The sequence below is a fragment of the Marinobacter sp. C7 genome (genome assembly GCF_022343555.1).
In the GTDB taxonomy this organism is placed as follows: domain Bacteria; phylum Pseudomonadota; class Gammaproteobacteria; order Pseudomonadales; family Oleiphilaceae; genus Marinobacter.
In genome coordinates this window covers 1-510 of record NZ_JAKQZH010000100.1, presented here as the reverse complement: position 1 = coordinate 510, position 510 = coordinate 1, and the positions used below count along the sequence as shown (strand labels likewise).

The window sequence follows — 510 nt, the reverse complement described above, 5'->3', positions numbered from 1 at the left end:
GTCGAAACGCGATGAAGTCTGCGACTGACAACGCTACGGAACTGGTCAAGGACCTGTCCCGTGTGGCCAACCAGGCACGTCAGGCACAGATCACCCAGGAAATCACAGAGATTGTTGGTGGCGCAGGCGCGCTCGCCGACAGCGGAGAAAGTGACTAATTATGACTACAGCTCTTGAAGAGCAGAACGCACAGCAGGCAGCCACTGCCGGCCGTGTCGTGCGTGTCATTGGTGCGGTCGTCGACGTGGAGTTTCCCCGCGGCGAGCTGCCAGCACTGTACAACGCACTTACTGTAGAGGTAACCCTCGAATCAGTTAAGAAGACCGTTGTTCTCGAGGTTGCTCAGCACCTCGGCGACAACCTCATCCGCACCATCGCTATGGCACCAACCGACGGACTTGTCCGCGGTGCTGCTGTAACCGATACTGCACGCCCAATTTCCGTACCAGTGGGCGATGTTGTTAAGGGCCACGTATTCAACGCTTTGGGCGACTGCCTAGACGACGGTTC

General features: G+C 57.6%; 1 protein-coding gene and 1 pseudogene. Both read left to right on the top strand.

Annotated elements, in window-relative coordinates; all coding sequences use genetic code 11:
- A partial coding sequence (locus MD273_RS19380) for a F0F1 ATP synthase subunit gamma (RefSeq protein WP_239039308.1) occupies positions 1-158 on the top strand: 158 nt, incomplete at its 5' end.
- Between the two features lie 2 nt (positions 159-160).
- Positions 161-510, top strand: a pseudogene (locus MD273_RS19375) (hypothetical protein); the annotation flags it as partial.